The organism is Microcoleus sp. T2B6 (assembly GCF_036700475.1).
Lineage (GTDB): Bacteria > Cyanobacteriota > Cyanobacteriia > Cyanobacteriales > Microcoleaceae > Microcoleus.
In genome coordinates this window covers 58,505-75,670 of record NZ_JAUBOZ010000020.1, presented here as the reverse complement: position 1 = coordinate 75,670, position 17,166 = coordinate 58,505, and the positions used below count along the sequence as shown (strand labels likewise).

At 44.7% G+C, this 17,166-nt stretch carries 14 protein-coding genes and 2 pseudogenes; 6 read left to right on the top strand and 10 right to left on the bottom strand.

Going from position 1 to position 17,166, the window contains the following annotated elements; genetic code table 11:
• Window positions 1-478: 478 nt before the first annotated feature.
• The 7 genes and pseudogenes from map to QUA00_RS11775 all read right to left on the bottom strand — a co-directional run bounded on the left by map (window position 479) and on the right by QUA00_RS11775 (window position 8,873).
• A complete protein-coding gene (gene map, locus QUA00_RS11805; RefSeq protein ID WP_333143993.1) occupies window positions 479-1,240 on the bottom strand; it encodes a type I methionyl aminopeptidase in 762 nt (253 codons plus the stop codon).
• Window positions 1,241-1,282: 42 nt separating this feature from the next.
• A complete protein-coding gene (locus tag QUA00_RS11800) occupies window positions 1,283-2,359 on the bottom strand; it encodes a glycosyltransferase family 4 protein (protein ID WP_333143992.1) in 1,077 nt (358 codons plus the stop codon).
• A 452-nt stretch (window positions 2,360-2,811) separates the two neighbouring features.
• The gene (locus QUA00_RS11795; RefSeq protein ID WP_333143991.1) at window positions 2,812-4,005 is read right to left on the bottom strand and encodes a HEAT repeat domain-containing protein; all 1,194 of its coding nucleotides are present in this window, start codon (window positions 4,003-4,005) and stop codon (window positions 2,812-2,814) included.
• A gap of 260 nt (window positions 4,006-4,265) precedes the next feature.
• Window positions 4,266-4,676: pseudogene (locus tag QUA00_RS11790) on the bottom strand (transposase); the annotation flags it as partial.
• 232 nt (window positions 4,677-4,908) lie between these two features.
• Window positions 4,909-6,004, bottom strand: a pseudogene (locus tag QUA00_RS11785) (IS5 family transposase); the annotation flags it as partial.
• A 342-nt stretch (window positions 6,005-6,346) separates the two neighbouring features.
• Complete coding sequence (locus QUA00_RS11780; protein ID WP_333142157.1) at window positions 6,347-7,501, bottom strand: ISL3 family transposase; 1,155 nt, start codon at window positions 7,499-7,501, stop codon at window positions 6,347-6,349.
• 118 nt (window positions 7,502-7,619) lie between these two features.
• Entirely contained in the window at window positions 7,620-8,873 is a 1,254-nt protein-coding gene (locus QUA00_RS11775; RefSeq protein WP_333142156.1) for an FIST N-terminal domain-containing protein, read from the bottom strand.
• A gap of 1,230 nt (window positions 8,874-10,103) precedes the next feature.
• On the opposite strand from QUA00_RS11775, the gene QUA00_RS11770 reads away from it, so the two are divergent.
• The 5 genes from QUA00_RS11770 to QUA00_RS11750 all read left to right on the top strand — a co-directional run bounded on the left by QUA00_RS11770 (window position 10,104) and on the right by QUA00_RS11750 (window position 13,993).
• Entirely contained in the window at window positions 10,104-11,105 is a 1,002-nt protein-coding gene (locus tag QUA00_RS11770) for a reverse transcriptase domain-containing protein (RefSeq protein WP_333409726.1), read from the top strand.
• A 35-nt stretch (window positions 11,106-11,140) separates the two neighbouring features.
• Window positions 11,141-11,794 carry a group II intron maturase-specific domain-containing protein gene (locus QUA00_RS11765; RefSeq protein ID WP_333409725.1) on the top strand — a complete coding sequence of 218 codons (654 nt, stop codon included), beginning with the start codon at window positions 11,141-11,143 and terminating at the stop codon, window positions 11,792-11,794.
• Between the two features lie 167 nt (window positions 11,795-11,961).
• Window positions 11,962-12,198: a Calvin cycle protein CP12 gene (locus QUA00_RS11760; protein WP_190662788.1), complete on the top strand. Its 237-nt coding sequence runs from the start codon at window positions 11,962-11,964 to the stop codon at window positions 12,196-12,198.
• Window positions 12,199-12,783: 585 nt separating this feature from the next.
• Complete coding sequence (locus tag QUA00_RS11755; RefSeq protein WP_333142154.1) at window positions 12,784-12,987, top strand: Arm DNA-binding domain-containing protein; 204 nt, start codon at window positions 12,784-12,786, stop codon at window positions 12,985-12,987.
• Window positions 12,988-13,063: 76 nt separating this feature from the next.
• Entirely contained in the window at window positions 13,064-13,993 is a 930-nt protein-coding gene (locus QUA00_RS11750; RefSeq protein ID WP_333409723.1) for a serine/threonine-protein kinase, read from the top strand.
• Here the strand turns inward: QUA00_RS11750 and QUA00_RS11745 are convergent.
• Together QUA00_RS11745 and QUA00_RS11740 are read right to left on the bottom strand one after the other, a co-directional pair.
• Window positions 13,987-14,613 carry a J domain-containing protein gene (locus QUA00_RS11745; protein ID WP_333142152.1) on the bottom strand — a complete coding sequence of 209 codons (627 nt, stop codon included), beginning with the start codon at window positions 14,611-14,613 and terminating at the stop codon, window positions 13,987-13,989. The genes QUA00_RS11750 and QUA00_RS11745 overlap by 7 nt on opposite strands.
• A 45-nt stretch (window positions 14,614-14,658) precedes the next feature.
• Window positions 14,659-16,092 carry a transposase gene (locus QUA00_RS11740; protein WP_333409721.1) on the bottom strand — a complete coding sequence of 478 codons (1,434 nt, stop codon included), beginning with the start codon at window positions 16,090-16,092 and terminating at the stop codon, window positions 14,659-14,661.
• Between the two features lie 149 nt (window positions 16,093-16,241).
• Between QUA00_RS11740 and QUA00_RS11735 the strand changes: the two genes are divergently transcribed.
• The gene (locus QUA00_RS11735; RefSeq protein ID WP_333409720.1) at window positions 16,242-16,376 is read left to right on the top strand and encodes a hypothetical protein; all 135 of its coding nucleotides are present in this window, start codon (window positions 16,242-16,244) and stop codon (window positions 16,374-16,376) included.
• 98 nt (window positions 16,377-16,474) lie between these two features.
• Here the strand turns inward: QUA00_RS11735 and QUA00_RS11730 are convergent, their stop codons facing one another.
• Window positions 16,475-17,068: an ATP-dependent Clp protease proteolytic subunit gene (locus tag QUA00_RS11730; RefSeq protein ID WP_333044307.1), complete on the bottom strand. Its 594-nt coding sequence runs from the start codon at window positions 17,066-17,068 to the stop codon at window positions 16,475-16,477.
• Between the last annotated feature and the right edge of the window lie 98 nt (window positions 17,069-17,166).

Below are 17,166 nucleotides of genomic sequence, written 5' to 3'. Positions count from 1 at the left end.
CGATCGCCTGACTGACTGCTCGATCGCCTGACTGACTGCTCGATCGCCTGACTGACTGCTCGATCGCCTGACTGACTGCTCGATCGCCTGACTGACTCTTTTAAGATACAAGGGGCGGGTTTTACAGACAATTTCTGACTGAAACAGACCATCTCGAAAACCCGCCCCCACCCACCCATAAATACAAACCTACCTTTTCGGATTCGGTGAATCGAGCGTAATTCTGTAGGGGGGATTTTCCGACAATTTCTGACTGAAACAGACCATCTCGAAAACCCGCCCCCACCCATCCATAAATACAAACCTACCTTTTCGGATTCGATGCAAATTTCAGGTTGATGTAGGTTATCGGTTGTGGCGGGGCGGGTTTATCTAGATTGTTGATAATCGTTAGATATTGTCGGTGAAACCCGCCCCTACGGGATATGGTTGATTATTGATTTAGGGGTGAGTTTTTCAGATTGTTTGTTAATGATTGCTAAGGCAAAGTCAGAATTTCCACCCCAGAATCAGTCACAGCCAGAGTGTGCTCGAATTGAGCCGAAAGCTTTCGATCCTGCGTGATAGCCGTCCAACCGTCGCCCAAAATTTCCACTTCCCAAGTACCCTCATTAATCATCGGCTCGATCGTAAAAACCATGCCTTGTCTGAGCTTCTTCCCCGTGCCCCGCTTACCGTAGTGCAAAATTTCCGGTTCGGTGTGAAAAACGCGGTGAACGCCGTGTCCCGCAAAATTTCGCACTACCGAAAAACCCTGTGCTTCAGCATATTCTTGAATCGCTGCACCGATGTCACCGGTACGAGCTCCCGGTTTAACTTCTGCAATTCCTCTTCTTAAACATTCCTCGGTTACTTCAACTAACTTTTTCGCTACCGGGGAAGGTTTGCCCACAAAAAAAGTCTTGGAAGTATCGCCATGATAACCATCAACTAAAGGCGTTACATCAATATTAATAATGTCACCTTCTTTAAGAATTTGTTTCGCATTGGGGATGCCGTGACAGACTACTTCATTGACGCTTGCACACAGAGATTTGGGAAATCCTTTATAGCCTAGCGGAGCGCTTTTGGCTCCGTGTGCCAAAGTCCAGCGTTCGGCTTCATCGTTAATTTCTAGAGTGCTGACACCGGGTTTTACCATCGGTTCGAGATGCAGCAGAAGTTCGGCAGCTAAGCGACCTGCTTGACGCATTTTTTCGATTTCTCTACTGGATAAAAGCACTAAACGTTCGGTTGCCATAGTTTTTTCTGTTTGCTTTTTTGTGGTCTATTAAGAGTTTATTTAACTCAACTTTAGAATAGATTTGAACCAGTGTTCACAACGATCGCCCAAAGCTCCTAAAGAGTATTCTACCTCTGCTTGTCGCCGGCAAGCGCTGCGGTCAATTTGGTCTAAGCGGGCGATCGCACCTACCAAGCCATTTACACTATCAGGCTCCACTAAAAAGCCCGTCAGTCCCTCTCTAACAATTTCCGCCGGCCCCCCGCGCTCGTAAGCAATCACAGGCACACCGCACGCTAAACCCTCGATCGCGACATTTCCGAAAGCTTCCACCCAACGTGGTGTCATCAACAATGCTTGGCACTGACGGACTTGCTCTTGCAGTTGGGTTGTGGTCAGAAACCCTAAATATTCTACGGGAGCATCCGGGTAATCTGCACAAATTTTTTGCCAATAATCCTCATCTTGCATTTTGCCCATAATTTTTAGGGGAATGCCTGTAATTTTCGCTGCTGCTACTGCATCTTCTAAGGCTTTTTCCGGGGCGATGCGACCAAGCCAAGCTAATTTGGGTTCCGGTTGGCTGCAAAATTCGTACAGCGATAAATCTATGCCGCTTCCCAACAACCGACACTCCTTGCCAAAGGCGAATGTTTTGGCTTGAGAAGCGGTGTGAACTCCGATCGTACCAGGAAACTGGACGGCGGTTTGTGCGGCAATGCGATCGAGGGCTGCGGAAAGGGATCCCATGCTGATAAAATGGGCGATCGGAGTCCTAAAAAATGGTGTCAAATAAAACGGCAGCCAATCGTAGGCAAAATTAACAATGACATCCCATTCATCCTGAACTTGGCGAGCATATTCCCACATATTCGCCAGCACAGAATCTGCGGGCATCACAATAGGAGCATTGTAATCTTGTGTTTGGGCCGTTACTTGCAAATCACCCGTTATTTCGATTACACAAATTGATTCTAAAACTGAACCTCTCGGCGCTACAACTGCTATTTTATGACCGCGACTCTGTAATTCTTTAGCGATGTTAAGGACTGTAAGTTCTACTCCGCCGCCCAAGCCAGAACCGAGTTGACCGACTGAAGTTGACAGGAACAATAGTTTCAAAGAGTCATTAGTCATTAGTCATTAATCATTAGCCATCAGGCACTGATTCTAACACAATCTATCTTATAAATTCTCCCCTCTAAAATCTAAAATATAAAATTATAGCCTTTCGAGTTCTCATATGAGGTACTCATGGGCATAGGCCTCCGTGGCCTCCGTGGCCTCCGTGGCCTCCGTGGCCTCCGTGGCCTCCGTGGCCTCCGTGGGCATACCTCACCACGCTTGAGAACCGCTATATACCTGTTCTCAGGAAAGTAAGGTACTATTCCAATGGCCTGTTTGGCCTGTTTGGCCTGTTTGCCCAAGAACACCTCATGTTACTGAGAAAGGCTATAAGCTGTCACGCATTTAAATTGCATATTCAGGGCGGGCTTTTTGGCCCAACCCCTACTCCCCACAAGACGGCGAATTGTTTGTTGACATTCTATTTAAATGCACAACAGCTTACTTAAAAATTGCTAAATTTATTAATCCATCCCAGAACGCGGACGGAGGCGGTTCAACTGATTGATGGCCCAGCGAGCAGTTTCCTGAACTTCTGGATCTGGATCGTCTGTCGCACGGTGCAACAAGTAACTGATTTGATTCACCAATTCGTAAATCCGCGTCAAGTCGCGAATCGCATTTTTACGCACTTCGGGATTTTCATTTTGCAGCGAAATTGACCAGGCATTATTCATGGGTTTGAGAGTGCGAATGCCAATTTCCGAGAGACTTGCCAAAATTAAACTGTACTGGCTCGAGTCGGAATTTGCTAGCAAATCGAGCAACGGCTCAACTGCTCTGGAATCTCCCCGCTGGCCGAGTTCCCAAATTGCTTTGCGCCTCAAAGCCGGATTTAGGTGCTGCAAATCTTCAATCAGTGCTTCAATAATATCAACTTTAGGTCTACCATCCGTTTCGGGAAGGGCAATACCTTTCTTCTTCGCTAGGGAATCGGTTTGATTAGTTGTTTCGGGAATGTTGAAACCTGTGTTGCTGTACCCATTGCTCTGAGTTTCCAAGGGCGGGGTGTCGGAATTAATTCGATCGCCCTCGACTGCTGCATTCTGGGATTCCGGTTCCCCGGATTCCAGGATAAACGGTAAAGGTTGATCGCTGCTCTCGATACTGTAGTTTTTTGGCAAACCAAAAGGGTAGGGCAAGGCTGACAGCGATTGTCCTCCAGAAGAATTCTCTTGCGGTCTAATTTCGTGCGAGTTTATAGGAGAATCGGGATTAGTAAATTGAGAGTTTCTTTGGTTGTGGCGATCAAATCTTCCCCGTCTTCGCTTAGAATAATTTGACTCGTCACTGCTAACTAATTTGAGCATGATAAATACTGCCGCTGCCGTGACGACAACTGCTGCCAAACCCAACATTAAGAACCCCCGCTGACGAGACAAAATGACGAGCAAATTGGATACCGATTTCGGGATATTAGAATTAGATTTGGACGTTTTGGACGGCTGAGATTTGTTTTTATCGGGCGCTGGAGACGGTTTTGGAGGCTTGGAATCTTGGCGATCGTCCGGGGGAGAGTTCGCCTGAGCAATTTCTTGGGAAACAGCACGCGCAGAGGCATTGAGTACCTGGTGCCCTCCGTCGGCACTTGGACTGAACGCAGCGCCCAGACAGGCAATGCAGGTGAACAAACATACAGAGGAGCGGTAATGCGCCATAAGACTCAATCCGGGTTTTGAGAGGCAACGCCGCATGACGAGCTTTAGTTTAACCTTGAGTTAGCTCGATCCTAGCTGCTATGGGCTTAACTAACTTACAAATAGCACCAGACTAGCGAAAAACCCTGGTTTGAGAGGGCACCGAGCCAGATATTATAAGCACAATTGTGTCATTGACGTGCAACTCCTTTAAATAATTAGTTTAATTAGGGTTTGCTGAATAATCGATCGCAAACTAAGAACAGGAGTGATCGATATATTCAAGCAGAGTTATATATAAGTTTTTTCGGTATCAAGTCCCCCCAATTATAATTGGGGATTATCTTCAACCCAAAAACAGGTGTTCTTTTTCCAAATAGACAGAAAAACACACAAAAAACCCGGCGCCACCAGGTAGCATCGGTTCATAACCAAAAAAGTAATTGCAATAACCGTACCAGAGGTATTATCAAGTTTAGCCATAACTCTATTGAGACCGAATCTTCTTTTCCGCAAGCCCCAAACTTTCCCTCTATTGCATTTCTAATTCTTTCATCTTCTAAAGCTTGCTTCTTTTTTGCTTTACTCACATTTGCTGGGGGTCTTCCTAGAGGTGGCCCACTAATTCTAATGCCTCTTTCTTTACACCATGCTCGGTTTTCTCTTGTACGGTAAATGCGATCGGCATGAACCATTGGTGACAAGTTAAGACTTAATTGCATTTGTCAATCAGTAATATTACTCAAAAAACTGCTTTTTTAGGAGTGGAAAATTCACGATTTGAGAGAAAGTAGGTATAAATATCACCCTCGGCATGATTCCTCAACCGCCCAAATCTCTGTTTTATGCCCAAAATCCGAGTAAATGTTGAGTATAATTGCTGATTGACAAATCCTTTCTTAGCTTAACTTGTTACCAATGGGCATGAACGGACTCGGGATAATATCCTGTGAATCTATAATAAGCTTCTAAAGAGTGCTTTTAAGTCCCCTGATTCGTTAAAGTTATCCCAGCTCATCCGGTCTAAAAATACATATCCTTCAAAACAACTGGCTGATAGTTTGGCTCCAAATTCTACGCTTTTTCCGGCTTTTCCTCGCGACGTTGGGACGAATATGGGGTTGACTTAAACTTACTATTCTATCCTCAATACTCTGTTTATCGTTGTCAAATAACCACTGTTGGAAAGCGAGCGACTTCTGTGAGGACTAGCAAGGTTTTATATGGTTTTTTATTCAGACCTTCTAGGCTCGCACCCGCATCAATTAGCTGTTCAATATGAGCCTGGTTTCTTTTGATATATTGAAGTTGTTTTTTAATTGCTTGTCTTTTTTTGTTTTTGGTCGGTCGTCGTTGTTTGGCTACTGCTAAGTAGTCTTTCCTGGCTAGGTTACGGTAGGTTCTTGGTTTTTTAGTGGTTTTTTCTTTAATTTGTTTATACAGAATGTCTATGATTTTTTCTGTATGAACTCTGGCTCTGTTTAATAGTCCTAAGTCGGTCGGATAACTAATGTCGGCTGGGGCGCAGGTTGCATCTATGATTAGTTTACCGCGATTGGGTGACTCATTTTTGGCGTCCGAATCCTTTTTTTTTTCGGGTTTGACAGGCGTGATTTCTCGCATTTTTTCAACCAGGCGTTCGTTCACTTTATTAATTAGGTTGGCACTGATTCGTTGCCGAAAGTGTACTAAGAGGGATGGGTCAAATGCGAGTTCGTTGCTGTAGCTTGATTGACCGATGAAGTATTGTAGATAGGGATTTTCACGGATCTGTTCTACTGTTTCACTCGGAGCTAATTCCTAATTTTTCTTTAATAATTAATGCCCCCAATGCCATCCTAAAGGATTTAGCAGGGGCCCCCTTTTCTGTGGGGAAGTTGGCCGCATATTCTGATTCAAATTCAGACCACGGGATTATTTGGGCCATTTTTACCCAACGGTTATCTGCTGACAACTTTCCACATGAGGGGAGTTCAAAGTCGGAGGGTGAGGGGGAAGCAAGCTCAGCTTTTCGGTACACGTTCGCAGATGGTGATGCACGGGTTTTGCTCTATTTTACCTGTTTTTTTTGCACCTGACTTGCATCGCACCAGTTCTTAACCCATGCCACGTCAAGTGCGACCGATATATTCAGCAAGCCCTATTTATTGGTCATCAGGCGATTTTAGATTTTAGATTTTAGATTTTAGATTTTAGATTTTCAACAGTCATTAGTCATTAGTCATTAGTCATTAGTCATTAGTCAACAGTTAACAGTCATCAGTTAACAGTCATCAGTCAACAGTTAACAGTCAACAGTCAACAGTCAACAGTCAACAGTCAACAGTTAACGGCTCTCCTGAACTTATGGTTATAAGTTTATCTAATCAGAAAAGCAAGCTAATACGCGATTCCTAAAATTATTAAAATTAGAAAAACCATACCCTTGCCGCATTATCAACTTAATCCGATTGTTGATTCCTGACATGACTCCACTTGTGGTGCGATGAAGAAAGTAGTTGCAAATACCCTCAAAATGATTCTCAATTGTTGATGCAGATTCTCTAAAAAATACTTGTGCATGATTTAGCCATTCTTTGATTTTTGTCTGCCCTTCTTTGACCGTCAAATTAGTCTCATATATTTCTCTAAATTTTTCTTTCATCTCATACGCAATTCGCAAACATTCGGATTTTTCTAGTATTAATTCTAATTTATAAATCTGCTCTTGATTCAAATTTACTCGATTACTTAATAATAAATTTTTACTTTGCCTGTCTGTTATTCCGGCTGCTCTACGTAACTTATTTACGTCTTTGTTAACTACTTTCATTACATGAAAACGATCAATAATAACTTTGGCGTTTGGGAATACTTTTTTGATAACTTTAGGGAATCCTCCCCACATATCAACACTCACTTCCTCAACTTGTTTACGAACTTCAATTGGTTGTTCTATAAGGACTTCAATGATTTCTTCACAGCGATGAGAATCAATCATCTCAATTAAATTACCTTCGCCCAGGTCACTCACAACAGTCACAAAATTTCCTTGACATGAGCGCATACTTATCTCGTCGAGACCAATTCGTTTAACCCGTTGCCAATTCGGTTTTTTTTTGAGGGTGTTTACCTGCTCAAATATTCCTTTTATTTCGTCATAACTCAGTCCTTCTTCTCGTCCAATTTGCTCCATGCTCGATTGTTTGACACGCTCATAAATATCTTGTTCATATCGTTGAGTATGCCGTCTTTTAACGTCCAAAAAATCTAATTTTTCTGTGGGATACCGTTGACAAAAAGGACAGTAAAACTGCCGTCGTGGGATTTTTAGATATACAGGACGACCAAAAACCGACAAATCTCTTACTAAAATTGGTCGATTTTGATGCAGTTTTTCGGTAGGATTGTTACAATGATGACAAACAATTCCTTCTGATGAAATGCTCAGTCCCAAGAAAATTTTTCCCTCAACTTGAGTACAAGTTTCAACCCTGACTCCAGGCAAGGCTAATAGATAGTCTAGATGGAAGCTCATAACGGTAAATGTATTAGTAGGTACATTTTACACCATAAACTCAGGAGAGCCCAGTTAACAGTCAACAGTCAACAGTCATCAGTCAACAGTCAACAGTCAACAGCCAACCGTTCACAAATTATGAATTTTGGCGGCAAATCCCGAATACAGAGGTGTAGCCGTGCAGAAATGTGCTGCCGCCGACTGGGCCGATTTCGCCGTTGCAGAAAAAGCCGCTCAGCGGGATGTTTTTGAGGTATCGGCCGAACAGTCGGGAGTCAAAGTTCGATTCGCCGTAAAGCCCTTCACCGCGCCCCAGACAAGAGAACATCAAGGCGCCGGCGCTGGAGGTACCACTGTACTCGGCGGCCCGCTGATAGCGATCGAGCAGCATTTCTAGGTCTTCTGCGGAGGTTCGCGCGTCCCGCAGGTGAAATTGGATGCGCTGTCCGGGACGGACTCGATCGCCGATCGCAATTGCCCCCACTTTCGGATCTACTCCCAACAGATTGCGGATTAAAAAATCTCCCGGCTCTAATGTCAGCTTGAATTCATCGCTGACTAAGCCTACAAATAACGAGTGCTGAGCTAATTCTCGGTCTTCTTCGCTCAAAGTTTGAACTAACTCTCGCAACGCCTCTAAGGGCGATCGCTCGATGCCCGCGCTGCCCGTATCGTCGGTTTGTTCTTCGAGTTTGAGCAAAATATTCCGCTCTCCTTCCGTCACCCGATAAGGATGCCCGATCGGCCTGCAGCCTTGAGCGACGATCGTTTCCAAAACTATATTGCCGCTCAAAGCTACCCCAACCGTCCCTTCTCGGTAAAGCTGATAGTCGCAAAACAGCGCCGCGCCCCTGCCCGCACCGTCCCCCCCGGCGAGCCCCCCTACCTTTGCCGCGCCCGGATAGGCATAATCTAGCCCTTGCAGCAAATCGTTAATTTTTGCGGAAAAGGGGTCTGCCAAGATGATGAACTGCGGTTCTTCCTGGGCCGGCACGCCCAAGAGATCCACCCAAGTATCCGGGGGACTGTCTAAGTCGGGCAGTTCTTCTGCACCGACGTGAAAAGTTCTGACATTCACTCCCGGCAAATGGGCCAGACTGAGGCTGACTGCGGGAGATCCCTCGACTTCTTCGGTGATGCCGCCCCGGTTCGTGCCGATGACTCCTCCCCCGCCACAGCCCAGGATCGCGGGCACTGGCAGCAGTTCTCGGAGTAAAGGCATCAGCCGAGAATACTCGCTGGCAAAGGCAGACGAGATAAATATCAGCGCTAAATCAGCCGGGCCTTCTAGGTCGCGATCGGCTTGTTCTATAACTTCTTTGAGGGCGGATTCCAAAGAGGGACGGGTTGATAAAGCGCTGACCCATTGCATTTGGTTTTGGGTGTACATAAGGCAAACTTCTCTATAAAACTATCTCTATACATTAGGCTAACCGGAACTGGCCACTGGGGGGACGGTATTCTTGGGCGATCGATTCCCCATCGATTGCCGTTCTTGTGTTAACATAAGTTAACATGAGTGTCCCATTAATCTGTTTGGTCTTAAATGCCGTATTCAGCTAAATCTTAAAAGATAAAGCTCAATACAGTTTGACACACCAACCTCGTGTAATGTTTTCATCAAAAGTAAGGTCAGCTCGACCTACATTGATGCCTGTGGACTAGAATCCGCCTACGGGCTAGTAAAGCAGGAAGTAGAGACGGCTGCTGCGCTCGCAGTTATGGATGGTTTCTCTCTGGGCTGCTGCAACAGCAGCGCATCTCAAGCTATTATTAGCTGGGGTCGCCAGACCGAAACAGCAAATCCAACCCAAACTAACATCCAAAAAGAAAACCTTTCTTACTTAATAAGGTCAACGACCCAGGTCTAAAGACACGCTCGCTTCGAGCCTAAGACTTAAACCACAGTTGACCAGCCGTATACTTTAGAAGTCTACGTTTTTTGAGTTATGACACCAAGCGGCTGCTTAGCTAGTCCCTTGCTCTGTCGTTAACGGTTAGCGCGACTTGAAAAGGTTGTTTAGTTTGAGGAGCCTACTCCTCTAGGGGATTCACACCCTCTACCCTCACGTAAAAGACTCTTATAGAGTTCGGTCACGCCCAAGTAAGTAATGAAACAGGCGGAGTGCAGACCACGGAAGTAACCCTTACTGGAAGCCTAATCTGGTAAGGAGCAAGAGGGAGTTTTTCTATGATGAACACTCGTGAACTGTCATTTAAACTGCGTCATAACGAAGGGAGCCAAATAGGGCTGATAGGCTCTAACCAAAAAGGTAAGCGGGTAGATTTAATATTTAATCGTTATTAAATCGTGTGAATACAATTCCCGCCGCAGAATAGACAGCATCTAAGGAAGAACAGACAACTAAACGATACAACAAGGTAAACCCTACAGAGTCTAGAAGAGGTCGAAAACTTCTAGTAAGTCTAAGGCAACGAAGACCGAAATCTCTGGAGGGTAGAGGATGGATGAAAAAGCAAACGCTAGTTTGTAATGAACTAGATAGAGGTTCAAGATTTGCCTCTGACCAAAAGGAATAGCAGACTTCATCTGGGTCTTATACGAAAAGACAAAATGTCAAAGAAACCAAATCTGAGGACAAGTTAGATGGGGGCAGTAATGTCAACAAACGGACTGAAGAAACAACTAGAAGACTGGAGCCATATTGAATGGCAAAAGGTCAACAAACTTGTTAGGAATCTACGACAAAGAATCTTTCGTGCTCGAAAACTTGGTAACTTCAAAACTCTTAGGAGTCTACAGAAGTTAATGCAACGAAGCTACGCAAACTTATTACTATCTGTTCGGCGTATCACCCAGACCAATAAAGGCAAAGCAACGGCAGGAATTGACAAAGAAATTATCAATACCCCAGCGCAAAGGGTGACTCTGGTAAATACTTGGAAGGGGGGAAATCTCCAACCAACCAGAAGGGTGGAGATACCAAAACCTAATGGAAAGAAACGACCGCTTGGAATCCCAACCGTGCGCGACAGAATCGAACAGGCAATAATTAAGAATTCACTAGAACCCGAATGGGAAGCCGTGTTTGAGCCAAATTCCTATGGCTTTAGACCTGGTAGAAGTTGTCAGGATGCCATTGTACAGAACGTCAATAGAGTTCTGCCTAAACGATACGGAAGTAATGACAAATGGGTACTAGAAGCGGACATTCGAGGATTTTTCGATAACATTGCTCATGAATCTATCCTGAACCAGATTAGTAACTTCCCCAAAAGAAGTCTTATCCAAGGATGGTTAAAAGCTGGATTCTTCTTTGAAGGAAAATTAAATCCAACAGAGATGGGTACGCCACAAGGTGGGGTTATTTCACCCCTACTTGCCAATATAGGATTGCATGGATTAGAAAATTACATAAAATCCACCAACCCAAAACTTGGCGTGGTCAGATATGCTGATGATTTTATTGTCACAGCCAAAGACAAAGGAAGTCTTGAAAAAGCCCAAATCCAGATTCAACAATGGTTATCAGAAAGAGGACTCGAATTAAGCGAGGAAAAGACGCTAATTACGTCAATGGATGAAGGTTTTGATTTCCTTGGATACAACCACCGCCATTACAATGGCAAATTGCTAGTCAAACCATCGAAGAAGTCTTAGACTTTTGTAAACGAATCGGGAAAGAAATAAAGGCAATGAACGGAGTAGAACAAGAGGGGGTCATCAGAAAACTCAATCCAATTCTTCGAGGTTTTGCTAACTATTACAAAGGACAAGTTAGCAAGGAAACCTTTGGATATATCTCATGCCGGGTATGGCAATACCTATGGCAATGGGCAAAGCGTAGACACCCACAGAAAAGCGCAAAATGGGTTCGGAAACGCTACTTCAAGACCATAAATGGCAATACATGGACATTCGCTACAACAACTAGCGACCGCCGAGGGAAAGAGAAATATTTAATCCTCTACCCGATAGCATACACACCCATTGAACGCCATGTAAAGGTCAAGGGGGAAGCGTCACCGGATGACTCCTCTCTAAAGGAGTATTGGGATAATCGCCACCAAAAATACGGTAAGAGCTACTGGGTTAAAAATTCTCGGAATTACAAAATCGCTCAAAACCAGAACTGGAAATGTCCAACTTGTGGCGAACCTCTATTCAATGGAGAGGAAATAGACACCCATCACATAATCCCTGTTTCTCAAGGCGGACGAGACGACATCGAAAACCTTCGGCACTTGCACAAAACGTGCCATAATCAGGAACACTCAAAACCCAAGTTTTCCGAGCTTGAAATAAGGCTTGAGCCGGATGAGTGCGAAAGCCTCACGTCCGGTTCTTAGGGGAGGGGAGAGCGGTGACGCTCGAACCTTACCCGGCAACATCTTTATTTGGGTTAAGGACGTGCCGTTAGCCGAACAAGCTCACTAAACAAAGGCGCGTGCTAACATTACCTAGAAATAGGTCGGGGACAACCATATTCTCCTACACTTTCCTACCAACAATTTTTATGACAACAACACCCGCAGGCAACATCCAAGAAAAAATTGAAGAAGAACTAGAAAGCGCTCGTACCGTCTGTGACCTCAAGGGCGCCACTTCCGGGGAATGCGCGGCGGCGTGGGACGCAGTTGAAGAACTGCAAGCAGAAGCTTCCCACCAAAAGCAAGTCAAACCTAAGAATTCTTTTGAAAAATTTTGCGACGACAATCCTGACGCTGCTGAGTGCCGCATCTACGAGGAATAAACGAGCCATTTAGCTCTATCCCTTTTCTCCCGCGCCGAAATCTAACTTTTGGCGCGGGAGAATTTTATTTGAGGGGTTGAGCCTTTAGGTAATGGCGAGATTTGCCCTCTATCCCCATACGGTTCAAATCCGCCAGCTTCCCCCTCGCCCCCCAAGGGGGACAAGAATTGGCTCTTGCGTCCCCCAAGGGAGGCGAGGAGGGGAAGGAGATATCTGAGGAATAAACAGTTTTAACTCAAGCGTATTGCCGTCTATCGTGTCTCAAGTAGCCTTCAAAGCGCGCCAAGTACCTTAGAAAAAATAGCAGTAACTAAAACATTAAGACCGTGTTCTGGTTGCTGATTTTTTAGCATTTTTGTAGTAAAATTTGTGACAAATAAGTGAGTATATTTTCCCAAAGATGTTGAGTCTTTTATTGGCAGCCACCGGGCCTTGGTTTCAACCGCTAGTCTGGATGCACTATCGGTTATCTGTGTTATATTGTTTCTGTGCCTTCATTCACGCTATGCACACAGCTCGATTCACCGAGGATTGCTAGAAACTTGATAGAAGGCTAAAACCCTTACAGAACCTTGAAAAAACAATATGTACGCTAAATCACAAGCAACCCCTGAGACGATCAAAGTACAGTCCGATAACGGTTCACTCCGGTTACAGTTCAGTACCAAGTACAATCCCATTTTTGGGGGGAAGCGAAAGCATCAGGGCTTAGGGATGAAGGATACTCCCGAAAACTGGCAAAAGGCGATCGCTATCGCTTGGCGGATCGAAGGAGCCAACAACGTTTAAGGTTAGTTTTGCTGGGTTTTATGCTAATAATTGAATCAATTTGTTAAATCCGTCAGTCGTCGACGTATCAAGGCCGATGATTTACTGCATCAATCCTCAATGCGAACAACGTGAAAATCCTGCTGCTGCTCAAAATTGTCAGGCTTGTGGCACGGATTTGTTAATTGCCGATCGCTATCGTATCCTTAAACCAGTGCGATCGCCCAATCCCGCACGCCCCACAGACATCTTTGAAGTTGAAGACTTGGGAACCGGGGAAAACGAATGGGGCACTGTCAAAATTTTAAAAGTCTTGAAACACACACACAATCCCGATTTAGTTCGCGTGTTCAAGCAAGAAGCGCGAGTTTTGATTTGGCTGGCCGGAAAGGGCTCAGTTCCCCAGGTCGAACCTGACGGTTATTTCCCAATTAAACTCCCCAATAATTTCCAGAAATTGTCTTGTTTGGTGATGGAAAAAATTACCGGAGAAAACTTGGCAGAATTCTTAACTAAAAAACAGTACGTTTCTCAAAATCTCGCTCTTGATTGGCTGCAACAAATGAGCAATATTTTGCAGGAAATCCACAAATATCATGTAGTGCATCGGGATATTAAGCCATCCAACCTGATGCTTGAAGCCAATGGGAAATTGAGATTAATTGACTTCGGCGCCGCCACAGAAGCAGAGATAGAGACCGCACCCATAGGTTCTGCGGGATACGCCGCACCGGAACAAATTCTAGGTAAAGCAGGCGTGCGATCGGACTTTTTTGCCCTAGGGCGTACTTTTGTACATTTATTAACAGGCATAGAGCCGATTAACTTTCCCGTTAATGAAAAAACTGGTAAAATTAATTGGAGGAACCAGGCTGTAGATATTGACCCGTTACTCCTAGAGTCGATCGACGAATTGATGGAACCGCTACCGGAAAACCGACCTGAAAATACCCAAGTTATTTTAGAAAAATTAAAAATTCACGACGCAGACCCCCTGCAAAAGGGGGACGCAACATCGCTTCAATAAATCTGTTCCAACCTGCGAAAATCGCGCTCAACTTCCGCCCACAAAGCCCGATTGTGAGGGTCAGTTTTCACAGCCTTTTTCAAATAAATTCTCGCCTTATCAACCTGCTTTTCTCCGATCAAATGTCGTCCCCAGCGCTGATAGGCGATCGCCTGCCACTGACGCACCTCCAAATCTTCGGGAACCCGCTGGGCTAAACCCTCAATCAAGGCGATCGCCCGTGGGAACCTCTGATATTTCAGCAACTGCTGCAGCTCAAAATAAGCATCTTGCTTTAACTTTTGTTCCGCAGCCGACAGATCCGCATTAGATTGAACCGCAGCCTCTTTTCGAGTCACTTTAACTGCCTGCGGTTGAGCTTTCACCTCCTGATCCGGCGGTGTCCAAGTAGGCGGCACAGTTGAATTGGCAACTTTCGACTCCGCAACATGGTGGGGGGCAACATTCACCAGGAACTTATAAGCCTCAGTAATAGCAATAAACTTATTCTTAGCCTGTTCGTTTCCCGGATTCACATCGGGGTGATACTGTCTGGCTAACTGCCGATAAGAGGCCTTAACTTGCGATAAACTCGCGCCAGACCTCAGTCCTAACTGTCGGTAATAATCTGCAATATCCATCTAGCATGAATGAGCGTTGATAATACCAGTGAACAAACCTGACGGTCAACGGAGTATCGTTAGACTGCAGGCTTCTTTTTCCCTGTTTGCAAGGGCTTTTTTGAGTGACGTAGAACCACCGCCACTTCCGTAATTCAAGCCAATCTTTTTGATAAGCTTGGCTGAATTTTCATCTCTCTCGAGTTCCTCGCCACACTGACAAGAATGCCATCGCTCAGACAATTCTTTAGGCACTTTGTTGAGACAGTTCCAACAATGTTGAGAAGTGCCTTTCGGGTCAACGAATACAACGCTTTTACCTAGTTTACCAGCGACATATTTGATAACAGTAGCAAACTGACCATGAGCAGCATCAAGCATTGATTTGTTTAAGCCACTCTTAGCCGCTTGACCGTTGGGCAAGTAGACCAGATTGCCGTCCTCAATATCAGTCTTAACTTGGGCGCGTCTAGTTAGATTCTTGAGACTCAAGTCTTCCAAAACTAAAACATCACACTTATTGAATAATTTATGTGCAGTCTTGAATTGAAAATCTAATCTTGTTCTCGCTACAAATTGATGAAGTTTGGAAATTTTGTCTTTGATAATTTTCCAAGACTTAGATCCTTTAACTCTTTTAGCTAACCTCGCTTGAAGTTTGGCCAACTTCTCAGAAGACCTTCTCAAAAATCTAGGATTTTCGACTCGTTCGCCATTGGACAAATAGAGATAATTCGTAATTCCCAAATCAATACCGAGACAGTTTTCGGCAGTCGGTTGAATTTCTGCAACCGTTACTGGCACTGTTTTATCTTCTAGCGTTAGGGAAATATACCATCCGTCTGCTTCTCTGATAACCGTTCCCGTCTTAACCTTGAATCCTTTCGGTATTGGTCTGTGGAATGCCATCGGCACTTGACCTATTTTCGCTAGGTCAATACAAATCCTGCTTTGCTCATCTTTGATAATATTCAAATTGTCAAGTTGAGGATAAGTAAACGATTTGTAATAATGAAAACCTTTAAATCTAGGCTTCCCCCTACGGCGGCCATTCTTGTCAAGTATCGTAAAGTTTGAGAAAGAAGTTTCTACCCTGTTGACTACATCCTGTAAGACTTGGGCATCCAACTTTTTGTAATCAGGAAATAGTTTCTTGGTGTTTTTCAAGTCAGCTAACTGTACGGTTTGCCACTGTACATAACCACCATCAATATTTGAGAAAATATCACCCTTTCTTGTTATGGGATTGCCTGCTTCATCTTTTTTCCTGCCATCTCTGGTTTGCACTCTAGTCAGAGGAATATTCTTGTAGATTTCCTCTACTGAGACTATAGAAGCATTCAAAGGACAAGTATTGATGGGTGTTCTGGTAGCTTCCCACCATTTGAATCTCTCGCTCAAACGGTAATTATACTGTCGCCTGCAGAGTTCCAGGTGAGTCGATATCGTCACTGCTTGGGGACGAGTGGGTTTCAGTTTGTACTTGTAGGTTAGCTGCAATGATATCTTCCTTTTTTCGACCTTCCTCAAATATAATGTGTGAATGCTAAAAGCGCAAGACTTGTTAGTAGAAAATCGCATCTTGTAGTGGTGCTACTGTTTCAATGCTTAGAATATACATTGAGAATCAGGATGCTCCCAAAGTATAATTGACTCGCTCCGTACCTCCGACCGCCGCGCCTTTCATCCTCTTGCTGAATTTATTCGGGGTAGTGCGATCGCCCGGACGCCTCCAAGATATCTCCGCCTTATACACGCCTTGGACTTCCCGGCTGTTAAGTTAAATATGGCAGAATCCTTAAATGTAAAGATTCTGCCAAAATTTACTGCGAACTAGGTTGTAGTGCGAGGGTTGCCCGCACTACGGTAGCGCAAAAATAACTTACGGACGATCTTCGATCACTCTGTCAATCAAGCCGTATTCTCTGGCTTCCTCAGCGGACATGAAATAGTCGCGATCCATGTCCTTCTCGATTTTCTCGATCGGCTTGCCAGTATTCTTAGCATAGATATTATTGAGTTCGTGGCGCAGCCGCAGAATCTCTTTCGCCTCAATCTGAATATCCGTTGCTTGTCCCCGCGTGCCCCCAGAAGGCTGGTGAATCATGATGCGCGAGTGAGGCAAAGCTAACCGTTTCCCCTTCGCACCGGCAGCTAACAGGAAAGAACCCATCGAAGCAGCCAAGCCCACACAAATCGTCACCACGTCTGATTTAATGTGCTGCATGGTATCAAAAATAGCCATGCCTGCCGACACCATCCCGCCTGGGGAATTGATGTATAAAATAATATCCTTACCTGAATCTTCCGAATCAAGATAGAGCATCACAGCGATGATTTGATTGGCAATTTCATCGTCAACGTCCCTGCCCAAGAAAATAATCCGTTCCCGGTAGAGGCGATCGTAGATATTAATCCACTGAGTATCATAACCCCCCGGCATCTTGTAGGGAACTTTTGGCACACCGATAGGCATAATTCGGAACTCCGTTTAGTTGGTAATTGGTAATTGGTAATTGGGAATTGGGCATCGGGAATTGGGCATCGGGCATTGGTGATTGGGAATCGGTAATT

Bases quoted from the DNA above. Each gene is read 5' to 3' on its own strand.
- QUA00_RS11770 (WP_333409726.1), top strand. From the start codon at position 10,104: ATGTCAACAAACGGACTGAAGAAACAACTAGAAGACTGGAGCCATATT.
- QUA00_RS11745 (WP_333142152.1), bottom strand. From the start codon at position 14,613: ATGGATATTGCAGATTATTACCGACAGTTAGGACTGAGGTCTGGCGCG.
- QUA00_RS11765 (WP_333409725.1), top strand. From the start codon at position 11,141: ATGAACGGAGTAGAACAAGAGGGGGTCATCAGAAAACTCAATCCAATT.
- QUA00_RS11775 (WP_333142156.1), bottom strand. From the start codon at position 8,873: ATGTACACCCAAAACCAAATGCAATGGGTCAGCGCTTTATCAACCCGT.
- QUA00_RS11755 (WP_333142154.1), top strand. From the start codon at position 12,784: ATGTACGCTAAATCACAAGCAACCCCTGAGACGATCAAAGTACAGTCC.
- QUA00_RS11760 (WP_190662788.1), top strand. From the start codon at position 11,962: ATGACAACAACACCCGCAGGCAACATCCAAGAAAAAATTGAAGAAGAA.
- map (WP_333143993.1), bottom strand. From the start codon at position 1,240: ATGGCAACCGAACGTTTAGTGCTTTTATCCAGTAGAGAAATCGAAAAA.
- QUA00_RS11800 (WP_333143992.1), bottom strand. From the start codon at position 2,359: ATGACTAATGACTCTTTGAAACTATTGTTCCTGTCAACTTCAGTCGGT.
- QUA00_RS11780 (WP_333142157.1), bottom strand. From the start codon at position 7,501: ATGAGCTTCCATCTAGACTATCTATTAGCCTTGCCTGGAGTCAGGGTT.
- QUA00_RS11730 (WP_333044307.1), bottom strand. From the start codon at position 17,068: ATGCCTATCGGTGTGCCAAAAGTTCCCTACAAGATGCCGGGGGGTTAT.
- QUA00_RS11750 (WP_333409723.1), top strand. From the start codon at position 13,064: ATGATTTACTGCATCAATCCTCAATGCGAACAACGTGAAAATCCTGCT.
- QUA00_RS11795 (WP_333143991.1), bottom strand. From the start codon at position 4,005: ATGGCGCATTACCGCTCCTCTGTATGTTTGTTCACCTGCATTGCCTGT.